Genomic DNA, 23,656 nt, shown 5'->3' with positions numbered 1-23,656 from the left:
TTTATTGATGTCATAAAGATTTTCTAATTCCTAATTCCAAACCTCTCAATTCTGCAAGGCCTCTTAGTCTGCCTATTCCCGAATATCCAGGGTTTGTTTTCTTATGTTGATCGTCTAACATTTTGTGACCATGATCTGGTCTCATCGGAATGTTTATATCTGATCGGCCATTTTTTGATCTCTTATTTTGCTCTTTAATGAGCGCTTTCATTACCTCAAACATATCTACATCACCCTCCAAATGATTTGCCTCGTAGAAATTGCCTTTTTCATCTCTTTTGGTACTTCTCAAGTGAATGAAATGAATTCGATCTCCTAAGTGTTCAATCATACTTGGTAGATCATTGTCTTTGCGCACTCCAAAAGAACCTGTACAAAATGTTAATCCATTGTTTGGAGAATCTACAGCCTTATATAAATCCAGAATGTCTTGCTCAGTACTCACTACTCTTGGCAAACCTAAAATGGGATACGGAGGATCGTCCGGATGAATACACATTAGTACTTCAGACTCTTCTGCAACGGGTATAATTTCTTTGAGGAAGTTGAATAAATGTGTCTTTAATTCTTTTGGTCCAATACCGTTGTAGGTGCTTAAAATATCATTAAAATCTTCTAGTGAGTATCCTTCTTCCGCTCCAGGTAATCCAGCAATGATATTATTTATCAATAGTTTTTTTTGACCCTCAGACATTTGTTTTTCAACAGCTTTGGCATTGGCTATCTGTTCGTCTGTATATTCGTTTTTAGCTCCTGGTCTTTGTAGTAAAAGGAGATCAAATACAGCAAACTCTGTTGCGTCAAATCGTAAAGCGGTGGACCCATCTTCAACGGGATATGCTAGGTTTGTTCTAGTCCAATCCAAAACAGGCATAAAATTATAGCAGATGATATGGATACCACAGGAGCTTAAATTTTTGATCGTGGTTTTATAATTATCTATATATTCTTGGTAGTTTCCGGAGTTGGTTTTAATGTTTTCATGGATAGGTACACTCTCTACAACTGACCAACGTAGTCCAGATGCCTCGATCATATTTTTTCTTAGTAGTATTTCTTCTTTGGTCCACACTTGGCCATTGGGGATATGATGCAACGCAGAAACAATCCCTGTTGCTCCTGCTTGCTTTATATCTGATAAGGTAACTGGATCGTTAGGCCCATACCATCTCCATGTCTGTTCTAACCTCATAATTTACTTTTTATACTCCGCTAAATGCGCTAAAACCTCCATCAATGGGTATTACTACCCCAGTAACAAATTTGGAACCATTACCACATAACCATTCGGTTGTGCCTATTAGATCTTCAGGTTCGCCATATCTTCCCATTGGGGTCTGTTCTATGATTGTTTTTCCTCTTTTTGTTGGATTTCCTTCTGCATCTGTCAACAAGGCTCGGTTTTGATCCGTAAGGAAAAAACCTGGAGCTAAGGCATTTACTCTAATGCCTACTTTAGCAAAATGTACTGCCAACCATTGAGTGAAATTGGAAATGGCAGCTTTGGCTCCACTATACGCTGGTATTTTGGTTAGAGGTGTAAAGGCATTCATAGAAGATATATTAAGAATACAACAGTCCTTCTTACCAACCATGTCTTTTGCAAAAATCTGTGTTGGTAGTAGTGTGCCGATAAAGTTGAGATTAAAAACAAACTGAATTCCTTCTGAATCCAGGTCAAAGAAAGTTTTAAAATCACTTTCGTTATTCTCAAGATCTTCTAAAGTTAAATGTGTATTAGAAGTAGTTCCTTTTGGATGATTTCCACCTGCACCATTAATTAGTATATCACAACTTCCTAGGTTCCGTTGTATTTCCTTTTGAGCTTTTAATAATGACTCTTTGCTAAGAACATCAGCCGAAATCCCTATAGCAGTTCCTCCTTGTTGTTTGATTTCTTTTACTACTTTTTCGGCAGCTTCTTTTCTTAAATCTAAAATGGCAAGTTTTGCGCCTTTTTTAGCTAAAGCTATGGCTAATGTTCGGCCTAAAACCCCACCGCCTCCAGTTAATACGATTACTTTATTATTCATTGTGTAAAGAGAAAAAAGTCAACTCCTTCAAAGTTGAACTTTTTATGACAATTACTCTTTGAATTTGAAAAAAGGATCATTCATAAAGTAGGATAAAAAAGTACAATAATTTGATTTTCAATTATTTAATTGTTTCTGGAAGCAAATATCGTTGATGTTAAAAAGCTATTCCTTCTGCCTTTAACCGTTTTATTTATTGATAAAAATGACAAATTTTAAGAGTCTTTTTGCGATTAATTGAACAATTAACCCCCTTAAAGCGAACTCTTGCAATATTTAGATTTGATAGTTTTGAGATTAAATAGGTTTTAAATCTTTTTAGTCATGATTGTTAAATTACCCCTACACGGATTTCTTTTAAGTTTGATATTGTGTTGCTTTAATAATTTATTGAACGCTCAAGACGTAATAACATTATTAGAAGCAGATGGTCCTGGTGACACTTATGAATTGATCGAAAATACTTTTGGCGGTACACCGTATGAAGTACCTGATTGCGATCATACTCCAAGAATAGATCATGTCTCCGAAGTATTTGATGACGATTTAGATAAAAATGTATTTAAGTTCGATATCCATACGGATACAGATACAGATAGATGTCGGATAAATATCGACCGACAAAGAAATGAGATTAAAACATATGATCCTTCTCCAGATAAATTAAAAGCAGTAAAAGGAGAGTTTGTTGTCTATAATTGGAAATTCAAATTAGATGACGATTTTCTTCCAACAAATAGATTTACTCATATTTTTCAAATAAAGGCAAAAGGTGGAAACGATGACTCTAATCCAGTTCTAACCATTTCTCCTTTTAAATCAAGTTCTTCTTCTGCAGTTCGTAAGTTGAGAGTTCGCTATAGTCAAGGAGATAATCCTCCTTCTGGACCAGAATATGTTACGGTTAAAGAGATAGATTTAGAACCTTTTTTAGGAAACTGGGTTGATGTAATTTGTGAAGTATATGTAAATGAAGATAGTACTACAATTTCTTCCGAAGAAGAACCGGGGTCTATAAAGTTAATTATCAAAGATATTGTATCTGGAACGGAACTATTAAATTATGAAGATAGTGATATCGATATGCTTAGAGAAGGGAGTTCTGTCTTTTTAAGACCTAAATGGGGCATATATAGAAGCTTAGAATCCTCGATGCCTTTAAGAGATGAAACCGTTTATTTCGCAGATTTTTCCATAACCGAAAAAGATCAGTCATTATTAAGTAATGAAGAGTTTGATCGAAATGACTTCAGTTTTTATCCAAATCCAGTTTTAGAAAAAATATTTCTTCAAAATATAAGACCAAATGTAGATGTCGAAATATATAATCTCCAAGGTAAATTGGTTATTTCTGAACAAAAAGATCGAATTGATGTTAGCCATTTGAAGACTGGAGTATATTTTCTCAAAACATCTGATTCCAAAAATTCTTCCGTTTATAGAATTATAAAGCAGTAGTGCAATGCGTATTATATCTTTAAGTAATCAATATATTATCATATGCTTATTATTTACTTCTATGATAAGTAGAACTTGGAGTCAAGACACGTATAGTATTCAAGATTTGGCAAATAATAAAGGTCCCTTTATCCCAGATTATAGTTACGCTGGATATCATTTTGGAGAAAAGGAAATTGAAATCCCAAAGAATATTACAGTATTAGATGCTATTGATTTTGGAGTTATCTCAAATGATAAAAAAGATGATTCTAGAGCATTAAAGAAAGTGTTTAAAAAAGCACATAGTGTGGAGGGTTCTGTACTTATTCAGTTACCAAAAGGAAGAATTATTATAAGTGAAATATTTTATTTTGAAAGAAGTAATATCATACTTAACGGTTATGGAACTGGAGATCTGGGAACAGAAATTTATTGTCCAAGACCGTTAATGTATTTAGAAGATCCGGAAGATTTAAAAGAACTAAGAGAATATTTAGTTTCACTTGGTAAAATTCAAAAAGAAAAAGAAAATAATATTTCTATACCCTTTTCGCAGTATGCGTGGTCAGGTGGTATGTTTTGGACTAGAGTTCCTGGTGTAAGAGTGAAATCATATTTGCAAAAGTATAATCTTCAACCTTCTATTCTTGGAACTATTAGTAGTGCTAAAAGAGCAGATTTGATTTTTAAAACAAACAAAAATCATGAATTAAAAGTTGGAGATATTGTCGAAATACAGTGGTTTAATAGGCAAGGAGAAAATGGTAAGTTGTTAAACGAACTATACGGAAATGAAGATTTAAAAATAGGTTCTCATCATTGGAACTATCCTGAGCTTCCATTAGTAAGACAACAAGTGAAAATAGAAGAAATTAAAAAGAATATTATTACTATTAAGTCTCCATTATTGTTGAACATTTTACCAGAATATGAGGTGAGAATTATAGAATGGAAGCATTTAGAAGAAGTTGGTATTCAGAATTTTAAAATCACATTTCCATTTTCTAATTATATCGCGCATCATGTAGAGCAAGGTTATAATGGTATTTATTTAACTCGAGTATTTAATAGTTGGGTGAAAAATGTTGTTATTGATAATGCTGATAGTGGAGTTTTAACAGAGGCAATTTCTAATGTTACTATCCAGGATATCGTAACAAAAGGAAAAAAGAAAGCACATTATACAGTTCAAATGGGGGGTGTTCATAATGTTTTGGTTAAGAACTTATCTGTATATAATGACAGTGTACATCCATTAAGTTTTAATACTTTTTCTACAAAAAGTGTATACAGCAATTGTAAGATTTTTAAGAATCCGATTTTGGATCAACATTCTGGAGTAAACCATCAGAATCTCTTTGATAATATAAAAGTGGATATTCATGCTATTGGTGATGATACGTATCCGCTTTTTGCCGGAGGAGGAGCTGGATATTGGAAGCCATCACATGGATCTTACAGTACATTTTGGAATATAGAAGTAAATTTTTTGAATAATACTAAACAAAAAAAATCGATTAAACTTAATGGGATGAATGATGGGCCTAATGCAAGATTGATTGGGGTTTGGGGGAATTTAAAAATGACAATAAACTATAAACCAGTTGCTTATGTGGATTTTGGAAATAAGAAAATGGAGTTGATTCCTTCGCTATATGAGTATCAATTGGATAAAAGAATGAATATGTAGTATGATTTTCGAGTTATGGAGAGTTTGTTTTGTTGTTAACTTATTAACATTTTTTTAATATTTTAGGATTGTAGACGTTATTAGTTGAAAAAATTAGGGGAATAGATGAAATACATATACTGCGCTTTATTATCATTTTTTACTATAACTGGGGCTATTGCGCAAGATGATTTTTACAACAAGTTTTTACACCTTTTTACTTCGGATGGTTTATCGCAGAGTTCGGTAATCGCAATTCATCAGGATCGTTTAGAGCAAATGTGGATTGGTACACGTGATGGTCTTAATAAATATGATGGTAATACATTTACGGTTTACAGAAATATTCCTGGAGATTCTACATCTATAAGCAATAATGATATACTATCCATTCAGGAAGATCAGGAAGGCTATATCTGGATTGGAACCTATAACGGACTTAATAGATATGATCCAAAACTAAATGTCTTTAAATCTTACTTTCATTCTAGTAAACAAGGAAGTTTATCAGACAATACCATTTGGACAATAAATCAGTTGGATAATGGCGAGTTGTGGTTTGGTTCGTCCAACGGTTTAATGCTATATAACCGCGAATCTGATTCTTTTACCACAATAAAGAACGATGCTGCCGATGCTTCAAGTCTATCTAATAATTATATTTTGAGTATTTATCAGGATAGTAAAAAGAATATTTGGATAGGAACAGCAAATGGACTTAATAAGCTTGATAAAAGAGATAAAGGTACATTTGTTTTCAAAAGGTTTTATAGCAGTAATAAAGTAAATACTCTCAGTGATTCTTACATTCAGGCCATTGTAGAAGATGAGCAAAATAGATTATGGATTGGAACTAAATATGGAGGACTTAATTATTATAATTCAAAAACTAATTCTTTTCGTCATATTAAGCGAACTAAGAAAAATACATTAATCAATAAAGACGTAAGAAGCTTATCTATTGATCATCGTGGAGTTTTATGGATTGCAACCTATGATGGGCTCTGTATAAAAGATAAAAACGACGTTATTATTGAAATCAAACATCAACAGAATAACACAAAAAGTCTTAGCCGAAATTCCATTAAAACTGTTTTTATAGATAAAAAAGGATCTACTTGGCTTGGGACATACTATGGAGGTATCAATGTATGGGATGAATCTAATTCAAATTTTATATCGCTTCAAAAGAATAATCGTGATATAGAATATGGTGTTGTAAGTAGTATTATAGAGGATAAAAATGGGAATATATATTTTGGTACAGAAGGTAAAGGGATTAGTATTTTAAATCCTAAAAGAGATATATCTTTTGATATAAAAACAATTGCCGAAAAAAAACTTCCTAGTCTAAATATAAAATCTTTATTCTTAAACCAAAACATACTTTGGATCGGAACATATAATGCCGGAATTGCATTATATGACATTACTACCAACGAATTTGTAACAGATGTTTTAAGTAAGGAGTTGCAACTAATTCTAAAAGATGTAGGAGTTTATTCTATTAAAAAGTCAGATGAATCTATGTATTTCGGAACTTTTGGGAAAGGACTAATTCAATATAATTTAGAGACCAAAGGTTTTAGATTTTTAACGCATAACAATATTGATAAGAAGTCTCTTTCTAATAATATCATTAGAGTTATGCTTGTAGATAATAATTCGAATTTGTGGGTGGGAACACAAAATGGACTCAATTATATCGATCACACTACGCTTAAAGAAGATAAAGTTGTTATAAAGCGTTTTTTCTTTAACGAAGAACAACTTTCAGGAGATGATATTTTATGTATTTATGAAGATTCTGAAGGAATTATTTATATAGGAACCAAAGCTAATGGAGTCTATAGATATGAGAATGAAGTGTTCAAAAAAGTTGAGCTTAATGTCGTAGGAACTAAGATTAGTACAGTATTTAGTATTGTGGAATATGATAAGAATTCTATATGGATAAGTTCTAACAAAGGTATTATCGCATACAACCCTCAGAAAAACAGTTCGGTTTTATATAATCAAACAGATGGTCTTACCAGCAATGAATTTAATAATAACTCTTGTCTTAAAGCTAAGAATGGAGATTTGTACTTTGGAGGACCTTCTGGGGTATCGTTTTTAAATCCTAAACGGATCAAGAAAAATACATTTATTCCTCAAGTCATTCTAACTGATTTTAGTATTCAAGGAAAAAAAATTGATACCTATGGAGAGGAAACTGTGTTAAAGAAAGATATTTCTTATGTAGATAAAGTTACATTATCTCATAATCAAGCTTCTTTTGGTATCGGATTTGCCATTCCAAACTTTATCAACCCTTCTAATAACCAATATGCTTATAGGCTAGTAGGATTAGATAATCAATGGCAGTACACTAAGAATACAGAAATTAACTATACAATTCAGAAACCTGGAAAGTATATTTTTGAAGTTAAAGGGGCTAATAATGATAATATTTGGAATGAAAATCCTACGCAACTTCAAATATCAGTAAGGCCAGCACCATGGAAAAGCCCAATGGCATTAGCAGGGTATGCCCTAATGATTGCGTTAGCATTATTTGGATTAAACCATATCAATAAGGCACGTACAAAATTAAAACACGAACTTGATTTAGAGCATTTAGAAAATTTGAGAAAAGAGGAAATGAACCGCTCCAAATTAGAGTTTTTTACCAATATCTCACACGAATTTAGAACACCTTTAGCTTTGATTATAGCACCATTACAGCAATTGATAGAAAACTATCAAGGAAGTAATAAGATGTATAAAAAGCTGTTGGTAATAGAACGAAATGCCGATCAACTATTAAAATTAATAAATCAACTGTTAGATTTCAGAAAGTTTGAAAATAAGCATTCCAAATTGCAGGTAGCAGAGGGTAATTTGGTAAAATACCTTAAGGAGATTTATCTATCCTTTAATGAATTTGCCAAAGCAGGATCATATATCTATACTTTTGAAAGCTCTTCGGAAGATATCAAAGTATATTTTGATCGTTATAAGTTAGAACGAGTTTTTTATAATTTGATTTCTAACGCTTTTAAATATACACCCGAAGGAGGAGAAATTAATTTCCGTATTTATGAAGAAAATGCACAGGTAATTGTAGAGATTAAAGATACCGGAAAAGGCATTGAAAAGGAATTCGTAGATAAAGTTTTTGATCGTTTTTATGAAGTTGCAGGTGACAAAGATTATCAAAAGCAGTTTAATCAAGCTAGTGGTATTGGATTATCAATTGCTAAAAAAGCTATTGACTTACATAAAGGTGCTATAGAAGTTATAGATACGAATTTAGAAAAGGGTACTATTTTTAGAGTTAGTTTATTAACTGGAAAAGCACATTTAGAAGAAGCTGATATTATCAAGGATTTTAAGGTGAGTGATGATATTACTCAATACGAAAATCAGATTTCCAGGGCGAAAGAAACTAATGAATTAGATATGGAAATGGTTTTTAAAGATGATGAAAAACCATTGGTCTTAATTGCAGAGGATAATGATGAATTAAGAAATTTTATTGGTGATATGCTCAAAGATTATTACCAAGTCATTAAAGCTGAGAATGGGCAAGTGGCATTTAAAAAAGCATTGCAAAAAATGCCTGATCTAATAATTAGTGATGTAATTATGCCTAAAATGGAAGGTACAGAGTTATGTGCTAAAATAAAAAATGATATTCGAACAAGTCATATTCCATTTATTTTACTGACCTCAAGATCTTCTTTAATATATAAATTCGATGGATTAGAATCTGGTGCGGATGCTTACATAAACAAACCTTTTAATGTAAAGGAGTTTTTATTAATCATTCGTAATCTACTTTCTTCTATAGAAAAGCAAAAAGAAAAATTTTCTTCTAATGAATATACATCCGCAGATGTTACCGTCACTTCGATAGATGAAGAGTTATTGAAAAAAGCAGTAAAAATTGTGGAAGATAATATTAGCAATACTTCTTTTGATATTCCTTATTTCAGTTCAGAACTAGGGGTTAGCAGAACTATGTTATTTTCTAAAGTTAAGGGTTGGACCAATTTAACACCTAATGAGTTTATACATTCTATTCGTATGAAACGAGCTTCTCAATTACTAGAACTTGGGCAGATAAATGTTTCGGAAGTTTGTTATAAAGTTGGTTTTAGAAACCCAAAATATTTTACAAAATGTTTTAAAAAACACTTCAATCAAACCCCATCAGAATACGCTTCCAAATTTTATTCTTAAAAAAGCGTCGGTTTTAGCATAACTCCCTTTATTACAGGTTCATTTTCAGTGTTTAGTACAGAAATATACCCTTTTTAGGACTTTTAGATATAGGGTTTTGACTAGGTTTGAGTATGAATAGAAAACAAAACAGATACATCATTTTGCAGCTCTTCTTTTCGTTGTGCATCATCTTTTTTTGTCTTCTCATTATATACCTCTACTAAACACACACACTAACATAAATCAATACTCATGAATGCAAAGCAGACGTATTTAAAAATACTGAAAAAATCTATCCCAATTTTTATTTTAATGTTTGGAACTGGTTTGTTTGCACAAATCGAAATAACAGGAACGGTTACATCTGATGATGGAGTTCCAATTCCTGGAGCTAATATTAGCGTACAAAACGAAGCAATTGGAACTACCACAGATTTTGATGGTCTTTATAAGATAGAAGTTCCTGATGAAAGTTCAGTATTACTATTTTCCTATGTAGGATATACGGATCAAAAAATAATTGTAGGTTCTCAACGAAAAATTGATGTTGTCTTATCTGCTTCTGTAGAATCGTTAGATCAAATTGTAGTCGTAGGATATGGATCTAGAAGGAAAAAAGATCTAACAGGAGCAGTTGTATCGGTAGAAGCAGAGGATATCACAGCGTATCCATCGGCAACTGCGCAACAGACTTTACAAGGAAGAGCAGCGGGAGTAGCTGTACAATCTGCCAACGGAGGAGAACCAGGAGCAGATATAAGAATACGAGTTCGTGGAGCTACTTCTATAAATGCTAGTAGCGACGCTATATTTGTAGTCGATGGTTTTGTTGGAGCTGCATTACCCGCTCCAGAAGATATTGCTTCCATTCAAGTTTTGAAAGATGCTTCTGCAACTGCCATCTATGGTTCTAGAGGAGCAAATGGAGTAGTGATTGTAACAACTAAAAAAGGAAAGAAAGGAAGAATGAGAATAGATTTTAATACCTCTTATTCTACTCAAACAGTTACGAATACTTTAGATCTTTTAAATGCGGAACAGTTTGGAGATTACATTCAGGAAATAAATCCCGGATATGTGAGAGGTTCCGCAGATACAGATTGGCAAGATGTTATATTCAAAACTGGTCAGATTGCAAATCATCAGATAGCATTATCTGGAGGTGCCGAAAATGTAGATTACTACCTGTCTGGAACTTTTTTTGATCAAAATGGCGCTGTATTAGGGTCTGGATTAGAACGTTTTTCATTTACTAACAACATCAATATTAATTTTTCTGATCGTTTAAAAGTAGGGATGAATGCTTTAGGAAGAAGATCGACCAGAGAAGGAGCGAGAACACAGGAATCTACTGGTGGAACTGGAAGTGCTGGTGCTATTTCTGCAGCATTTAGATTTAGCCCTGATCAAGGAATTAGAGATGCTAATGGAGATTTTACGCTTCCGAGTGTAGGAGATGATATCGATAACCCTTTTGCAACAACCACACAAATCTTTAATGAAAGTGTAAATGATCTTTTTCAAACCAATGTATATGCAGATTTAAAGCTTTTTAAAGGACTGTCTTTTAAATCTACTTTAGGATATAACGTAAGAAATAATAGAGAAGGAACTTTTTTTCCTACCACCACAGTTAGAGGAGCTGGTGTTGGTGGAGAAGGAAGTATTCAAACAATTAAGCAAACCAATATTCTTTCTGAAAATTATTTCACGTATAAAAATGACTTAAGCTTTGCTAAGTTTTCGGCTACTGTTGGATATTCTTATCAGAAAGAAAGATCAGAAAGAGTTACTACATCGGGAGCTGGGTTTTTGGATGATGGTTTTAGTTTTTGGAATTTAGATGGTGCAGCTAATTTACTGTTTATAGAGTCGAGATTATTGGAATCGGAATTGGCATCTTATTATGGGAGAATCAATTTTGATATCCTAGATAAATACTTAATTACATTTAATGCGAGACAAGACGGTTCTTCAACGTTTAGTGCTAATAATAAATGGGGATTCTTTCCTTCTGGTGCTATAGCATGGAATATGGGCGATGAGGGCTTTTTGCAAAACTCTAAGCTAATTTCTCAATGGAAATGGCGAGTGAGTTATGGTCTTACTGGTAATAGAGCTATACAACCCTTTGGAACCTTGGCAACTTATGAAGATATTATATCGATTCAAGGAGGAGAATTGGTGAATGCAGTTGCTTTGCAACGATTAGCAAATGATAATCTAAAGTGGGAAACGACAAAGCAATTTAATGTAGGAGTAAACATAGGGTTATTTAATAATAGAATTAGTTTAACAGCGGACTATTATGATATGATCACTGAAGATTTACTATTAGATAGACCTTTACCTGAGACTTCAGGACTAAGTAATCCAGTGCAACTTCAGAATGTGGGAAGTTTAGAAAATAAAGGATTTGAAATTGAATTGTCTACCAGAAACTTAGTTGGAGCTTTTACCTGGAATTCTAATATCAATTTTTCTAGAAATAGAAATAAAGTTTTGGAACTACCTGATGGTGAGGATATCCGCGATATTGGGAATTCGAGTCCAGGACACTTACTACTTCCTGATGTTCCAATATTACGGGAAGGTCAGCCAGTAGGGGTTTATTTTGGATATGTGTATGATGGAGTATACCAAAATGGAGATACATTTTTACCAGGAGCGATTTTTGAACAACAAGCAGGAGGTGAAAGATACCGGGATCTTAATGGAGATGGAGAATTAAATAGTGATGATCAAACCATAATTGGTAATCCACATCCAGATTTTACCTTTGGGATTAATAACACCTTTGCATATAAAGGTTTTGATCTAAATGTATTTTTTCAGGGAGCAGTAGGAGGAGACATGTTTAACTTTACCCTTTTAGAATTAAATACACTAACAGGTTCTAGTAATGCCACTACCGAAGCATTAAATCGGTGGAGTTTGACCAATCCAAATACAAATGTTCCGAGTGCTGCTCAGCGAACTAGAATTATATCCTCCAGATGGGTATACGATGGTTCTTACGCTCGTTTAAAAAATATCACATTAGGATATACCTTTAATGAAAGGCTTTTAGAAAAACTAAAAATGACCAAGCTACGAGTGTATGTAAGTGGTCAAAACTTGGTAACATTTACAGATTATCCGGGATTAGACCCTGAAGTTTTATATCGATCGGACAGTAATAGCAGAAGTAATATAAATCTTGGTTTAGACTACGGAAGTTACCCAAATGTTAGATCCTATACCTTAGGACTTAATGTTTCTTTTTAAAAAGATAAACAACAATATAACAAACTTAAAATCTGACAAATGAAAAGGATAATTTTTATATTAATCATGGTAGCAACTTGGAGTGGTTGCACGGATTTGGAAGAAGAACCCATTGGAATTTTGGCTCCAGAAACTTTTTTTACCACTACTGATAACTTACAAGCAGCTGTGGATGGTGCCTACGGACATATAGCCTCAGAGGAATTTTGGGGAAGAAAATTTACGCTAAGTCTCCTTCTTCGAGGTGATATGGTAACCATTGGAGATCCAACTACTTCATCCAGAAGAATCGAAGTAGACGAGTTTCGTATGAATGGTGATAACGGAATGGTTACCAGTTTTTGGCCTAGAAGTTATGCAATTATTGGCTCTACAAATTATGCGATTGAAGGAGCTGCATCAGTAGAAGGAACCGAAGAAGAGATTAATGCTATAGTAGCTCAAGCACGTTTTGTAAGAGCATTTACGTATTATCATCTTGTACGCATTTTTGGAGAAGTACCCTATATTGATTTTGCCGTACGAGAAGCTGAAGCCTTATCAAGCATAGAAAAAACTTCTGTTGAAGAAATTTATGAAGGAATTATTGAAGATTTGGAATTTTCAAAAACTTGGTTGCCCGATCAACAACCATTTCGCTCAATGCCGTCTAAAGGTACTGCAGCTTCTTATTTGGCATCGGTATATTTAACTATTGGAAACTGGCAAGGTGCCTATGATGAAGCTACTTTTGTGATCAACAATAGTGGTAGATTTGGATATGCTTTGGAAGCAGATTTTCAGGATTTATTTGATGCAACCAAAGCAGACGGACTTGTAGAGCATATATTTTCAATTGATTTTAAAGGTTTAGATGTTATTAGTGGTGCTCCAGGAATTGATTTTCTACCACCAGTAACAGGTATGAGAGGACCAGATATCGAAGGTTGGAGTGTGGCAGTGCCAACTGTTGCGGTATTTGATTCCTTTGATGATAATGATTATAGAAAAACAGTAAGTTTTGATACCGAAGCGGTTTTCGATGGAGTAACTGTTCCTTGGCAAGATTTTGGAACGGCGAATAGAGGAGTTTCTAGACCTCATATTGCAAAATATTACCGTTTTCCAGGTACAGCAGGAAATAATAATAGAGATTCAGATCATAATTATGGAGCTATGCGATATGCAGAAGTTCTTTTAATTGCCGCAGAAGCTTCTAATGAACTTTCTGGTCCTACAGGAGAAGCTGTTGATTATATCAATCAAATTAGAGCAAGAGCTAGGAATGCTGCTGGAACGATAAATACTTTCCCCGAAGATCTTACATCTGGACTTTCTAAAGACCAATTAAGAGATGCTATTTTAGAGGAAAGGAGAATAGAATTGGCATTCGAATTTAAAAGATGGTATGATATTAAAAGACTAAATTTAGGAATGGAAGTTTTTGGACCTACATCCATGGAGCCTCAAACAAATTTTGATAGTACTAGAGACTATTTGTTCCCTCTACCAGATGACGAACTAGGAAGAAACCCAAATTTATTGCCTCAAAATCCGGGATATTAATAACACTTATGAGAAAAGAAAAAGGACACATCTTTGTTCCAATAATTATCGTTTTATTATTGATTTTTAATGGTTGTAAAGACACTTCTACAGATAAAACTGAAGAAGAGATAGATGGAGGAAATACCATTGCCAAATATTCTGATAGATTTTCATATTTGTTAGAATATCCAATAGATTCTATTGCCTTTCCTAGAAGTGCTGATGCAAATGGAGTCATAAAAAGGGTACCATCAAAAGATTGGACAAGTGGTTTTTTTCCAGGAAGTCTTTGGAATATTTATAGGTTAACAGACGATACACGATATAGAGATAGAGCAAAAGAGTGGACGGCATTTATTGAAAAAGAAAAGTATAATGATAAAACCCATGATATGGGATTTAAGGTGTTTTGCAGTTTTGGAAACGGATATAAAATACTAAATGATCCTACTTATAAGGATATCATTATTGCAAGTGCCAAAACATTATCTACACGCTATAACGATAAGATAGGGGCCATTCGATCTTGGGATTTTAATAAAGAAGAATGGCAATTTCCAGTAATCATAGATAATATGATGAATTTGGAACTACTTTTCGAAGCTTCTAAGTATTCCCAAGATCAGAGATATCATGATATTGCAGAGCAACATGCCAAGACTACTCTAAAGAATCATTTTAGAACCGATAATAGTAGTTATCATGTTGTAGATTATGATACTATTACAGGTCATATAAGATCTAAAGTAACACACCAAGGTTTTGGAAAAGAATCTTCGTGGGCTAGAGGTCAAGCTTGGGGGCTTTATGGATATACCATGGCATATCGGTATACTAAGAGTACAGAGTTTTTAGAGCAAGCGAAAAAAATCGCAACATTTTTAATACATCATAATAGACTTCCGGAAGATGGAATTCCATATTGGGATTTTGATGCACCTAAAATTCCTAAGGAACCAAGAGATGCATCGGCGGCAGCAATAATTGCTTCTGCAATGATAGAATTATATGAATACACAACAGACAAAAAGTATTTAGAATTTTCCGATAAGATCATGAGTAGTCTTTCTTCTGAAAACTATGTCATACAGGATAAAACTGAAGTGCCATTTATTTTAAATCATAGTACAGGAAATTGGCCTAAGAATGATGAGATTAATGGCCCAATTAGTTACGCTGATTATTATTTTTTAGAAGCAATATTAAGAAGAAAAGCACTTAAATAATGAAGAAAAATTGTAGATATATAACTGATTTTTCTTCTTGTAAATGCATGGGTTTTTTACTGGTTCTATTTATCTATTCTTACAGTTCGGCTCAGATATATCGATCAAAAGAAAACCTGAATTCTGATTGGCAATATTTAGAAAAAAATATAGAAACTATTGACCAACTAGCTGAGCAAAAGGATTGGATATCCATTAATTTGCCACATACCTGGAATAACCATGATACGATGGATTTGGAACCAGGATATAGACGAAGTGCTAGCTGGTATAAGAAGAAAATTCAAATCAAAAATTTTAATGAAGATATAGCTTATGAGTTATATTTTGAAGGAGCGAATATAACCACTCAGTTATATGTAAATAATAACTTGGTAGGAAATCATATTGGAGGTTATATAGGGTTTTCTTTTGATATTACGGATTATCTCAAAAACGGTAAGAATGAGATTTTGGTGAAGGTAGATAATAGTTATGATCCTGAAATTATACCTTCTCAAAAAAGTGACTTTTTTATTTATGGAGGAATTACTAGAGATGTATGGTTGATTAAAAAGCATAAAACCCATATTTCGAATTTAAAAATCACAACTCCAAAGGTTTCTAAAGAAAGTGCTTCATTACAAGTAGCTATAACTATTGAAGGAACACAAAAAGAAGAAAAATATAAAGTAGAAGCTCAGCTGTTTGATCCGAACGGAAAAAAGATGCAAACTGTTTCTAAAACTATAAAGAATAAGCAATTTAATTTGGAGTTTGAAAAGACTGCGAATCCTATCTTATGGGATATCGATGCTCCAAATTTATACCAAATAGAGTTGGTATTATTAGAATCAGGAAAACAAATCGATAAGCTATCAGATCGGTTTGGTTTTCGCTGGTTCGAGTTTAAGCATAAAGGACCTTTTTACCTCAATGGTAGGAGAGTACTATTAAGAGGAACACACAGACACGAGGAACACGCTGGTTATGGAGCCGCAATGCCTAATGAATTACATCAGAAGGACATTAAAGCTATTAAAGAGATGGGAGCTAACTTTATAAGGTTAGCTCACTATCCACAGGATCCAGAAGTCTATAAAATGTGTGATGAGTTAGGACTTTTAGTGTGGGATGAACTACCATGGTGTAGAGGTGGAATTGGTAATGAAAATTGGAAAAGCAATACCAAAACAATGTTAGAAGAAATCATCAATCAAAACTATAATCATCCAAGTATTATAATATGGTCCTTAGGTAATGAAATTTACTGGTTGCCAGATTTTGAAGATGGAGACAATCAAGAAAAGATGAATACTTTTCTTAAAGAATTAAATACGCTATCACACACTTTAGATCCTTACCGAAAAACAGCCATTAGAAAGTATTATGCTGGTTCGGATATTGTGGATGTTTTTTCACCATCTATATGGTCTGGCTGGTATTCAGGTAGTTATGTTACCTATGAAAAAGCTTTAAAGAAATATATAAAAGAGTATCCGCATTTTCTTCATGCGGAATACGGTGGCTCGAGTCATTATGGTAGGCATACAGAAACTCCGATAGATGGTTTAGGAGAAATGGATAATGATGGTTGGACCGAAGCTATTACCCAAACCGCGGTCACCAACATTGCTAAGATTGGTGATTGGAGTGAGAATTATATAGTAGACCTATTTGATTGGCATTTAAAAACTTCTGAAACTACTCCATCTTTTGTTGGAAACGTACAATGGGCATTCAAGGATTTTGGAACACCATTACGACCAGAAAATGATATTCCCTATGTAAATCAAAAAGGAATTATGGATCGAGAAGGAAATCCAAAAGACGCTTATTATGTTTTTAAAAGCTATTGGGCCAAAGATCCATTTGTTTATATAGAATCGCATTCCTGGACAGAAAGACAAGGACCAAAAGACAAATCAAGAATCGTAAATGTTTATAGTAACTGTGATGCCGTAGAGTTGTTTTTTAATGGGAAATCTTGTGGGAAGAAACAAAAGGATATCTCAGTGTTTCCTGCTTCTGGACTTACTTGGGAGGTTCTTTTTAAAGAAGGAGAAAACAAACTGAAAGCTGTGGGTTATAAAAATGGAGAGAAGGTGACAGATAGTGTGGATATTAATTATAGAAATAAGAAAAATGGAGTAGCTAATGCTCTGAATCTTTCCTATGAGAAAATGAATAACGGAAATTATTTGGTAATCGCAACAGCATTAGATAAAGAAGGGTTAAGATGTTTGGACTACGAAGAAAGAGTATATTTTCAATGTCTATCGGGTGGAGAAACTAAAAAGTTTATGGGGACACCGATGGGAAGTGAATCTATAAAAATGTCAAATGGAAAAGCAGTAATAGAAGTAATACCTCATAATGGAAAAGAAAAGATTAAAATGATGGTGTTAAACCAGAGTTTTAAAGGGACTTATTTAACCATACAGTTATGATTAAATAAAGTTCTCACATTTTGTTAGTTTTTGAATTGTTTTTAGGGGAGTTATCTTTCGGGATTTCTTCCCTAATACTTTTTAAAAAGGAAAGTATGCTTTTGCATTATAAAAACAGATATCAGCAACAATTTTACCTAACCATTTTTCATCTTTGGGAAGCATTCCATTTTTTACATCATTTCCCAATAGATTACAAAGAATACGACGAAAATAATCATGCCTTGGAAAAGATAAGAAACTTCTAGAATCTGTAAGCATACCAACAAAACAACTAAGCATCCCTAAGTTGGATACCGTATTTAGATGCTTTTCTATTCCATCCTTTTGGTCTAAAAACCACCAGGCAGCACCATATTGAACCTTTCCTTTTATGGATCCATCGTTAAAATTACCAGCCATTGTCGCAAAAACCTCATTTTGCGAAGGATTTAGATTATATAGTATTGTTTTAGCCAGTTGATCAGGTTTGTCTAAAGAGTTTAAGAACTTACTTAGGTTTTTGGCTTGCAAAAAATCACCAATAGAGTCAAAACCTGTATCAGTACCAAGCTTATCAAGAAGTCTGGAGTTGTTATTTCGTATTGCTCCTAAATGGAATTGTTGTATCCATCCTCTTTTATGATAAGAAGTGCATAAAAAATAAAGGACTTGATATGTAAAATGATGTATCTCGCCATTTTCAAGAGGTTTTTTAGATTGTATCTTTTTAAAAATACTGTCGATAGAATAGTTTTCTTCTAGCTCAAAAGACAGTGTTTCTAAACCGTGATCAGCTAACCTACAACCTAATTGATGGAAATAATCGATTCTGCTTTCCAAGGCTGTTAAAAGATCATCAAATGAATTTATCTGTATTTTTGATACATCACTAAGCTGATCTAGATATTGTAAATAAGTATTTGAATCCTGAATAGTATAGGCTTTATCTGGTCTAAAAGTAGGTAACAGCTCCATAGATTTTTTCTGAGTAGCATAACTGTTATGATACTTTAAGTCATCTATTGGATCATCAGTAGTACATACAGTGATTACATTATTCATTTCCAATAATCCCTGTGTCGAATGATTCGGTTCTTGCAGCTGTTCATTGGTTAATTCATAAATTTTATCTGCTGTAGTTGGAGATAGTATTTCAGAGATAGAAAAGTATTTCATTAGCTCCATTTGTGACCAATGAAATAATGGATTTCGAATGGTATAAGGTACTGTTTCGGACCATTTTAAGAACTTGTCCTTATCAGTGGCTTTTCCTGTAATAAAGTCTTCAGAAATTCCAAGCGTTCTCATGGCACGCCATTTATAATGATCACCATGAAGCCATGCTTCGGTGATGGTATTAAAGTTTCTATTCTGACAAATATCTTTTGGGGATAAATGATTATGATAATCTATTATCGGTAGGTTTTTTGCGTAGGTATGATATAGAATTTTAGAAAAATCATTTTGTAATAGGAAATCATCATGTATAAAAGGAGACTTAGCTTTCATGCTATCTATTCTTTAATTGTGAACGCAAGATAAATAGTAGCTGGAGTCTAATGATCTACTTTAGGGTAGTGGATTGTTCAATATTCAGAAGTATATTGTCATTTTGTTCTGGATTACAGCGCATATTCATTTCTCAGCGTACCCGACTAATTATAATTATATCAAAGATTAGCCAGACAAAAGTAATGTTGTATGATTAGTATCTTTCATATATTACATCAATGCTCTCGGTTATTACTTAGTATTTACAATCAAATAGATTTTTAGATATCTTTTTACATAACAAAATAAGACTAGTTTATATTCCTGAAAAGTTACTATAGTTAAGATCTAATTTTTTATAACACTATGCTTTAATGAGTTTTAGATACTGATTTCATGAAAAAGTTTATTCAAATGATGTGGAAGGAAATTTCATCAATCAATGAAAATAATAGGAAAAAGAAAAAAAGAGATAAAAAGTACCGTAAAATTGATAGTGTAGTAAAACCCAAAAGCTCAGAAGAGCTATTAAATAAGAAAAGACTGGATCATTATATAGAATTGCAGAAAAGCTTACCTTTTTATGATCAAAAGATTGTACATAAAGGAAGCATCGTTCGCCAGCAAAATCTGATAAGAAAAGCAAAAAAGAAAATACATAAGTCTAAATTATCTAGATAAAGTTTATAGAAAAAAAAATAGTACAGTATTTTCTTTTTTGTCATCAGTTTTTTTGGATAAGAATTAGAAAGATATTTTTTAATGGGGAGTTACTTTCTATTAGTAATATTTAGCCGATTCGAAAACTACTACTTTTATTTTTAGAGAATGAAGCAACTTTTTGATATCCACTGTTTTTTTCTGAAAAAGATCTTGAAGGAATCGTGGTCATATTATTAGCCAGTACAGAATTTAGGTAATTTTGTTGAGAACGACCTTTATTTGGTTTAGCTTCACTTTTAGATAAAGTCTTTCGTAGCCTTTTTTTCAGAATAATATACGTTAACCTTTGGATAGTAAACTTGTATTTTAATCTTTCTAAACGAACGGATCCTTTTGGAATAATGAAGAATTCACCAAAATTATTTAGACCTTGTAATTTTTTATCATATTCTTTTATATGATGTTTATATATATCTATTAATTGTTTGTAATGATCAAGTTGTTTATTGTAGGATTTTATAATTTGTTCGTGCTTACTCTTTTTAGATTTTTTCAATTTTCTTCGACACTCAATTTGAAGACTACTACATTTCATTGAATACTCTTCACAAATTCTTGTATAGAGATTGTACTTTTTTAGATATTGTCTTTCGTATTTTCTTTTATATCTATTTACTATAGCATTTTTGTATTCACCACTTTCAATTTTATTTTTTAATGCATTTATTACTAGCTCTACATCGGATATTGAAACATGTGATTTCGATAACTCTTTTAGTTGATTTTCTAGTGCTGTTCCCATGATAGGTTATTTTTTAAGAAATTTTCTATGTTATTAAAAAGTAAAAGTAACGCTATCACGAAGCTATGACTAAGGTAAGGGAATGATCGATTAAGTTAATGTAATAAGCGGTGAATTCTCGACTAACATCTTTTTAAAATCGGTTTCTATTTTATTCCTAAAAACTGAAAGAGTGATTCTTTTTTTCTTTTTGCTACAGGAATCATATCTCTATTATTCATTTCTACATAAACCCCATCTTTTTTTTGAACATTGACGATATTATCCATATTAACTAAAAACGAGTTATGTATTCTGAAAAAGTTATTGTTCACTAGTTTTTTTTGATATTCTCCAATATTCGTACTAGAAACGACTGTTTTGTTTTTAGAAGCATGAAAAGTTGTATAACGGCCTTCTGATTCTAAATATAGGATGTCGCTTATTTTTAATAGTTTGATATCATTAGAGGAAGGAATAGCCAATAAATTAAGAGGTTTTGGTATAGAAATATTATTAGGTACAATATTATGGAAATCCTTTTGTGTTAGTAGGTTTTGTTTTGCTTTCTCTATAGCATCAACAATATTTTTAGAATCAATAGGTCGGGTTATAAAGTTAATAGAGGAATCTGCTATTACCTTTAGCGTTCGTTCTTGTTCCGTAGTAATTAAAAGTAATTCTTTTTCATGGATAGCATATGGAAGTCCTTCTAAAATTTCAAATGCATAATCAATACCTGTTTGAAACCCTAAAATGATAATTTCATAAAATGTATTGTTGATCACTCTTTTGGTTTCTTTTGGATTATTACTTATACATCTAATAGAAATATCGGGGCACTGTTTTTCTATAACACACTTTAATTCTTGCGCTTCCTGAGTGTTTCGTTCTATGATGATAGCTGTAATAGTTTTCATATTGTTACTATGTTTATAGGTTTAATGAAAATCTAATTCTTTAACTCCTTTAACATCCCTTCTGCGATCCACTGCTATCCTTATTTTTTCGGTTAACGTATTGCCTTCTTCTATTCCTTTTAAAATATATAATGGATCAGTACTATCTGAAGTTGTTAAAATGATATTAGATAGTCCAAATATTCTAAGAATGAGTGGTTGTTCCAGTCTAATATCTTTTACTCTATAGAGTTCTAATTGGTTTGTTGATATAGAAAGAATTCCTCGTTTTTCGATAATTCGCTGATCCGTTATCGTTACTTTATTATATTTTGTATCTAGAAACTTCCATAAGGCAAGGATTAATCCTAACCCAAATACCACAATTAAAATAACACAGCATATGTAAAACATAAAGTTCATCCACTGTGATGGAGTACCTTTCCAGATGTTATTTTCTACTTCCATAGTTAAATCTTTTACTTAGGAATACTAATCGGTTTAGATTTTAAAAGATAGTTTTCTATTAATAAACCATGAGGATTTTCATTAGTTCTAGCCACATTATGAAGCACGAAATTTGCTCTAAACTCATTCACAGATTCTACTTTTTGATCAGTTCTGGATACTCTAAGTTTACCATAGAATTTTGCTTTATAAGGAGTTACCTTATCATTTACTTTTATAGAGTCTATATCTATTTTTTGAGTTAAGTTTTCTGTCACCAATTTGGCAAGATGACCATTAGCTTGTAATGTTTTAAATAATTGCTTACCTGATCTTCCAGACAAGTATAAGGCTCTATCAATTCGTCTTTTGTAATTAAATTGGTCTATTTCCCAGAAGGATTCATGAAACATTTTTATATGATTTATGATTTCTGGTTTTCTGAATTCATCCACTTCATTTAATGAGATTCCTTGCATCATAGCGGCCTGACCATCTTTTGTTAACACAAAAGCGGTGTTTTTTATATTGTTTGTTGTAACAAAGGCCCAGACAAGACTTCCGATAGAAATTATCATACTGATAATTAAACAGTATAATAGTGCTCTTTTTGCTAAAGCGAAACTTGCCGGAATATTCTTTAATGATTTTAAGTCCATTAGTATTAATTTGTGCTATTAGTTATTTACAAACGTTGAGGGTTATCCAGATATGAATCGATATCACTTGCGATACTTTAATGGGGAAAAAAAGCAATTCAAGAATATATGATAGAATTAGATTTGCTGGGTATTTGCTGCAAATCATTTTCTAAGCAATACTGAATAACCCTTTATATAGTTTACATGGGTTAGTATATATTAGGTGTTAAGCGTATTAGTCTTGTATTTCTATGTCTGCCGCATCTGGTAAAAAGATATTGGCTATGAGAGCTACTAGCCCAAAGATGGCTAATCCCATGATGAATCGAACAAAGTTTTTCTGAGCTTGTTCGTTTCCTTGCATATATTGAATAAATATTAGAAATCCTCCTCCGATAGAAAAAATCCCAACAGCAGCATTTAAAATAGCTCTTATAGAAGTACTCCACTCTGCTATTTGCCCTTCAACGGTATCTTGTGCAAAAACCGGAGCTATATGCAGTACTATTAAAAGAATGGTACAAATCAATTTAGGGGTTTTGATTTTGGATTTTAATGATGTAACATTCAATTTATTTAGATGTTGTTGTACTAGATTTAATTTGATTGTTTTCATTTTTTTAAAATTTGATTTAGTAATTGTATATTTAGTTAAAGAGTTTATTTGGTTTTTAAAAGAGATCTTAAGGGCTGTTCAATTCGTATACATTTGATACTGGAATTGTATTTTAATAAGGTGCTTAACTGACCTTTTTGAGGATATTTTTTTTGAATTTTTACAAATACAACTGCGATTCCGATAAATACAATCGATAGTAGAAATGAAACAAATACAGTGAATAAAAAGAGTATAGAGCATACCGCAATCACTACAATTGTTGCTAGATCAAAGCCTGCTATTACAGGTTTTTTCTCTAATACTTTGGGTGTTTTATATTCCATAATAATTGGA

The 23,656-nt window shown here is 32.5% G+C and carries 17 protein-coding genes; 8 read left to right on the top strand and 9 right to left on the bottom strand.

Going from position 1 to position 23,656, the window contains the following annotated elements; translation table 11 throughout:
- Positions 1-10: 10 nt before the first annotated feature.
- Positions 11-1,192 carry a mannonate dehydratase gene (gene uxuA, locus Q1A73_RS08205; RefSeq protein ID WP_299604049.1) on the bottom strand — a complete coding sequence of 394 codons (1,182 nt, stop codon included), beginning with the start codon at positions 1,190-1,192 and terminating at the stop codon, positions 11-13.
- 10 nt (positions 1,193-1,202) lie between these two features.
- Complete coding sequence (locus Q1A73_RS08200) at positions 1,203-2,033, bottom strand: SDR family oxidoreductase (RefSeq protein ID WP_299604046.1); 831 nt, start codon at positions 2,031-2,033, stop codon at positions 1,203-1,205.
- A 324-nt stretch (positions 2,034-2,357) separates the two neighbouring features.
- On the opposite strand from Q1A73_RS08200, the gene Q1A73_RS08195 reads away from it, so the two are divergent.
- From Q1A73_RS08195 to Q1A73_RS08165, 7 genes are all read left to right on the top strand, one after another.
- A complete protein-coding gene (locus Q1A73_RS08195) occupies positions 2,358-3,491 on the top strand; it encodes a T9SS type A sorting domain-containing protein (protein WP_299604043.1) in 1,134 nt (377 codons plus the stop codon).
- Between the two features lie 4 nt (positions 3,492-3,495).
- A complete protein-coding gene (locus Q1A73_RS08190; RefSeq protein WP_299604040.1) occupies positions 3,496-5,163 on the top strand; it encodes a hypothetical protein in 1,668 nt (555 codons plus the stop codon).
- A 105-nt stretch (positions 5,164-5,268) separates the two neighbouring features.
- Entirely contained in the window at positions 5,269-9,369 is a 4,101-nt protein-coding gene (locus Q1A73_RS08185) for a two-component regulator propeller domain-containing protein (protein WP_299604037.1), read from the top strand.
- Positions 9,370-9,603: 234 nt separating this feature from the next.
- Positions 9,604-12,618, top strand: a complete 3,015-nt coding sequence (locus Q1A73_RS08180) for a TonB-dependent receptor (protein WP_299604034.1) — start codon at positions 9,604-9,606, stop codon at positions 12,616-12,618.
- Positions 12,619-12,657: 39 nt separating this feature from the next.
- Entirely contained in the window at positions 12,658-14,163 is a 1,506-nt protein-coding gene (locus Q1A73_RS08175; protein WP_299604032.1) for a RagB/SusD family nutrient uptake outer membrane protein, read from the top strand.
- Between the two features lie 8 nt (positions 14,164-14,171).
- The gene (locus Q1A73_RS08170; RefSeq protein ID WP_299604029.1) at positions 14,172-15,371 is read left to right on the top strand and encodes a glycoside hydrolase family 88 protein; all 1,200 of its coding nucleotides are present in this window, start codon (positions 14,172-14,174) and stop codon (positions 15,369-15,371) included.
- Entirely contained in the window at positions 15,371-17,800 is a 2,430-nt protein-coding gene (locus Q1A73_RS08165; protein WP_299604026.1) for a glycoside hydrolase family 2 TIM barrel-domain containing protein, read from the top strand. Before Q1A73_RS08170 ends, Q1A73_RS08165 begins: the two co-directional genes overlap by 1 nt.
- Positions 17,801-17,881: 81 nt before the next feature.
- Here Q1A73_RS08165 and uxaC read toward each other — a convergent pair whose 3' ends face one another.
- Positions 17,882-19,291, bottom strand: a complete 1,410-nt coding sequence (gene uxaC / locus Q1A73_RS08160; RefSeq protein WP_299604023.1) for a glucuronate isomerase — start codon at positions 19,289-19,291, stop codon at positions 17,882-17,884.
- A gap of 378 nt (positions 19,292-19,669) precedes the next feature.
- Between uxaC and Q1A73_RS08155 the strand changes: the two genes are divergently transcribed.
- Complete coding sequence (locus Q1A73_RS08155; protein ID WP_299604020.1) at positions 19,670-19,954, top strand: hypothetical protein; 285 nt, start codon at positions 19,670-19,672, stop codon at positions 19,952-19,954.
- A gap of 109 nt (positions 19,955-20,063) precedes the next feature.
- Here the strand turns inward: Q1A73_RS08155 and Q1A73_RS08150 are convergent, their stop codons facing one another.
- The 6 genes from Q1A73_RS08150 to Q1A73_RS08125 form a co-directional block, all read right to left on the bottom strand.
- Entirely contained in the window at positions 20,064-20,738 is a 675-nt protein-coding gene (locus Q1A73_RS08150) for a hypothetical protein (protein WP_299604017.1), read from the bottom strand.
- A 146-nt stretch (positions 20,739-20,884) separates the two neighbouring features.
- Positions 20,885-21,637, bottom strand: a complete 753-nt coding sequence (locus Q1A73_RS08145) for a LytTR family DNA-binding domain-containing protein (protein ID WP_299604014.1) — start codon at positions 21,635-21,637, stop codon at positions 20,885-20,887.
- A 21-nt stretch (positions 21,638-21,658) separates the two neighbouring features.
- Positions 21,659-22,084 carry a PH domain-containing protein gene (locus Q1A73_RS08140; protein ID WP_299604012.1) on the bottom strand — a complete coding sequence of 142 codons (426 nt, stop codon included), beginning with the start codon at positions 22,082-22,084 and terminating at the stop codon, positions 21,659-21,661.
- Positions 22,085-22,095: 11 nt separating this feature from the next.
- A complete protein-coding gene (locus Q1A73_RS08135) occupies positions 22,096-22,722 on the bottom strand; it encodes a hypothetical protein (protein WP_299604010.1) in 627 nt (208 codons plus the stop codon).
- A 217-nt stretch (positions 22,723-22,939) separates the two neighbouring features.
- Positions 22,940-23,320: a hypothetical protein gene (locus Q1A73_RS08130; RefSeq protein ID WP_299604008.1), complete on the bottom strand. Its 381-nt coding sequence runs from the start codon at positions 23,318-23,320 to the stop codon at positions 22,940-22,942.
- A 44-nt stretch (positions 23,321-23,364) separates the two neighbouring features.
- Positions 23,365-23,646 carry a hypothetical protein gene (locus Q1A73_RS08125; RefSeq protein WP_299604006.1) on the bottom strand — a complete coding sequence of 94 codons (282 nt, stop codon included), beginning with the start codon at positions 23,644-23,646 and terminating at the stop codon, positions 23,365-23,367.
- Between the last annotated feature and the right edge of the window lie 10 nt (positions 23,647-23,656).

Source organism: uncultured Aquimarina sp., assembly GCF_947492115.1.
GTDB lineage: Bacteria > Bacteroidota > Bacteroidia > Flavobacteriales > Flavobacteriaceae > Aquimarina.
The sequence above is the reverse complement of the archived record's forward strand: the minus strand, read 5'-3'. Positions and strand labels throughout refer to the sequence as shown.